The 3,602-nt window shown below is 43.8% G+C and carries 3 protein-coding genes; all 3 read left to right on the forward strand.

Annotation, left to right across the window (positions count from 1 at the left end; translation table 11 throughout):
* The first annotated feature begins 168 nt into the window (after nt 1-168).
* The 3 genes from Q7P41_RS01785 (at nt 169) to Q7P41_RS01795 (ending at nt 3,489) form a co-directional block, all read left to right on the forward strand.
* Complete coding sequence (locus Q7P41_RS01785) at nt 169-813, forward strand: L-fuculose-phosphate aldolase (protein WP_303881680.1); 645 nt, start codon at nt 169-171, stop codon at nt 811-813.
* 10 nt (nt 814-823) lie between these two features.
* Nucleotides 824-1,852 carry a 2-hydroxyacid dehydrogenase gene (locus tag Q7P41_RS01790; RefSeq protein WP_303881681.1) on the forward strand — a complete coding sequence of 343 codons (1,029 nt, stop codon included), beginning with the start codon at nt 824-826 and terminating at the stop codon, nt 1,850-1,852.
* A gap of 95 nt (nt 1,853-1,947) precedes the next feature.
* Nucleotides 1,948-3,489, forward strand: a complete 1,542-nt coding sequence (locus Q7P41_RS01795; protein WP_303881682.1) for an FGGY-family carbohydrate kinase — start codon at nt 1,948-1,950, stop codon at nt 3,487-3,489.
* Nucleotides 3,490-3,602 lie beyond the last annotated feature (113 nt).

The following is a 3,602-nucleotide window of genomic DNA, read 5'->3' on the forward strand; positions in this document are numbered from 1 at the left end:
TATTTGTATACGTACAGCTCCATAATCCTCAGTTTGGGCGGACGACAATTTTTAACATTATTGGCTTCACCGCCCTTCGTTTTGATTGCTTCTTAAGACGATACAATTAACATAATGTTATTGAGTTATAATAAATCGAAAAAGTAGATCAAAAAGGAGTGATGTTAATTGCTTCTAGAAAAGGAACGAGAGTTGGTTGTAGAGTATGGCAAGAAGCTCATAACGGCAGGACTTACCAGAGGTACTGGCGGGAACATCAGCGTTATAAACAAGAAAGAAAGCTTAATGGCCATTTCTCCTAGCGGTATGGATTATTTTGAAACCGAACCCGAAGATGTAGTGATAATGGATTTAGAAGGAGAGATTGTAGATGGTTTTAGAAAGCCATCCAGCGAATGGAGAATGCATTTAATCTTTTATCAAAAGAGAGAGGACGTTGGCGCCGTAGTTCATACGCATTCAATGTTCGCTACTACAATTGCCACCTTGCGCTGGGAAATACCACCTGCTCATTATTTGATCGCCTATGCAGGAAAGAAAGTTCCCTGTGCGCCTTATGCCACCTTTGGTACGCAGGAAATAGCTGACGCAGCATATAATACGATGGGCAAAGTATATAACGCCGTTCTTTTAGCCAACCATGGGCTTATTGCGGTTGGACCGGATTTGCCTTCTGCCTTTGGGACTGCGGAGATAATAGAAATGGTCTCTGAAATTTACTATCGCACAAAGTGCGTAGGAGATCCGGTGCTACTTCCCGATGAAGAAATGGAACTCATGCTTGAAAAATTTAAGACCTATGGACAGAAATGAGTGACGAGAGATGAGATTTTTAGTTGTTGGCGATGGTTTCGTCAGAAGTTTTATTTTCGTTGATGTTTTAAAAAGATATTTTCCTGATGCTGATTTTATTGAACACGAAGTGCCCTGGCCGAACGAACCGTTTTACGATAGCGATGAAGTTAAAGAGTGTTCCGGCAATCCCGAGGATCTCATGCCACTCATAAAGGATGTGGATGTCCTCATAGTTGATACAGCACCTGTTACAGAAGCTTTATTAAAGGCTGCTCCGAAATTAAAAGTGGTCGCCTGTACGCGAGGCGGCCCCGTTAACGTGAATATAAAAGCTTGCTCATCCATGAAAATTCCAGTTTTCAATAGCCCCGGAAGGAACGAATCGGCCGTGGTCGAATTCACAGTTGGTGCAGCGCTTGCCCTGATGAAAAATATGGCTTTAGGGCACTATGAGTTGAAACGAGGCGTTTGGAGAGGAGACCTTTATCTTTATGACAAAGTTGGTCCCGAACTTTCGGATCTTACCGTGGGCATTGTAGGTTATGGCAAGGTGGGACGGAATGTTGCAAGATTGTTTTCTTTATTTGGTTGTGAAGTTTTAGTCCACGATCCTTACGTGGACTCCTCGATCATTGAAGACGCTGGTTATAAAAGTGCAAGCCTTGATGACCTTTTGAAGACGGCAGATGTGGTAAGCTTGCATGTCAGGCTTTCTCCGGAGACGGAGAAGATGATGGATGAAAGTAGATTTAACTTGATGAAGCCATCTTCTTATTTCATCAACACGGCAAGGGGTGGAGTGGTGGATTATGATGCCCTTTACGAAGTTCTATCAAAAGGAAGAATAAAAGGGGCGGCGCTTGATGTCTTTGATCCGGAGCCGTTGCCTGCCGATCATCCTTTGACGAAACTGGATAACGTCCTTCTGACACCACACATAGCCGGTGCATCTAAAAGAAGCGCGATCAGAGGTGTGGAGACAGTTGCAGAAGCTCTTTTTGCCTACTTCAACACTGGAGAACTTAACAATTGTGTTAATAAAGAGGCATTTGCCTAAGTATGGGCATGCTACCTAACTAAAATCTTTAATGTCATTTAGAGGTCTTGCCCTATAAAGAAGGGGCAGTTTGCTGTCAGAGAGGAGGGATTGTAGTGGAAAAGTATTTGATAGGGATAGATGCGGGTACATCTATGGTCAAAAGCGTAGTTTTTGATGACGAGGGAAATGAGTTGGCCGTGGGTAGACAAAAGACAACCGTACTGAACCCAAGGCCAAATTGGGATGAACAAGATATGCTGGAGGTATGGGAAGCCGTTGTTATAACAGTCAATGAGGCTGTCGCAAAAAGTGGTGTGCCTGCCAAAGATATATGTGCCATAGGGGTAACCGGACAAGGTGACGGATGTTGGCTCATAGATGAAGAAGGTGAGCCGGTCCGTCCTGCAATTTTGTGGTCCGATGGAAGGGCAGGTGATCTCATAGCCAGATGGCAAGCCGAGGGCATTAGTGAAAATGCGTATAAAATTTTGGGATCCGCCCTTTTCCCGGGCGTACAGGCTGCCATCATAAAATGGCTCGACGAAAATGAGCCTGAAACTCTAGCAAAATCCCGCTGGGCTTTGTACTGTAAGGATTGGTTAAAGTATAAATTAACAGGAGAAATCACTACCGATGAGACAGATGGCTGCGTGCCACATTTTGATATCGCAAAACGTCAGTATTCCGAAGAGCTGTTAAAGATGTATGGAACTGTGAAGTATAGATATTTATTGCCTCCCGTCAAAACTCCCCTTGAAAATTACGCTCCTTTAACCGATGAAGCTGCATCCTTACTGGGATTGCCATCTGGCATTCCGGTAGTAGGTGGGCCCTTTGACGTCATAGCCACTGCAACGGGCGTTGGCGCTATACACCCTGGTGATGCCTGCTCCATAATTGGTACTACTTGTTTTAATGAGGTCGTCATGGACGGTCCTTATATAGAGCCATTGAATGTTGGATTTACAATGTGTCACGGATTCGCCGGGCTATGGGTTAGGGCCATGGGAGTAATGATGGGAACGCCTAACCTCGACTGGATTTTGGCACAAGTGGGCAGGACTTATGAGGAAGAGGCGGCAAAGAGAAATATGTCATTTTACGATGTGGTAGAAGAACACGTGAAAGGATTGGATATAGGGGCTGGAGGAATTATTTACCACCCCTATTTAAGCGCGAGTGGAGAAAGGGCTCCTTTTGTTAAGCCTACTGCAAGAGCTCAGTTTTTTGGCATTACCGCTACTCATAATAGGGACAATTTAGTCAGGGCTGTCTATGAAGGCGTAGGATTTGCAATGATGGATTGTTATCAATATATCCCCATAAAGATCAATCGTGTGCGAATATCCGGTGGTGGAGCTCAAAGCGCTTTCTGGTGTCAGCTTTTATCGGACATGACAGGCCTTCCTTTAGAGGTGCCTGAAGGTTCGGAGTTTGGTGCAAAAGGTACAGCTCTTGTTGCAGGGGTAGTTGTAGGCCTATATGAGAATATCGAGGAAGCTGTCAAAAAAACTGTGAGGTTGGAAAGGCAATATCAACCCGATATGGAAAAGACTAAAAGAGCCAGAGCTTTTTATACGCTGTATAGGCGTTTGTACGAACATGTTTGGGATGATTGGGATTTATTACAAGATATATTAATGCAACGATTCTAAGATTAATTTAGCACCCTAAATTGATTGTGAGTAAAAATGCGGCTCTGAAATCTTTAGTATAGGAATTTTGACATAAAAATATGATGGTGGTAAGAACCTACTTTCTTAATGGG

This window comes from Acetomicrobium mobile, assembly GCF_937920065.1.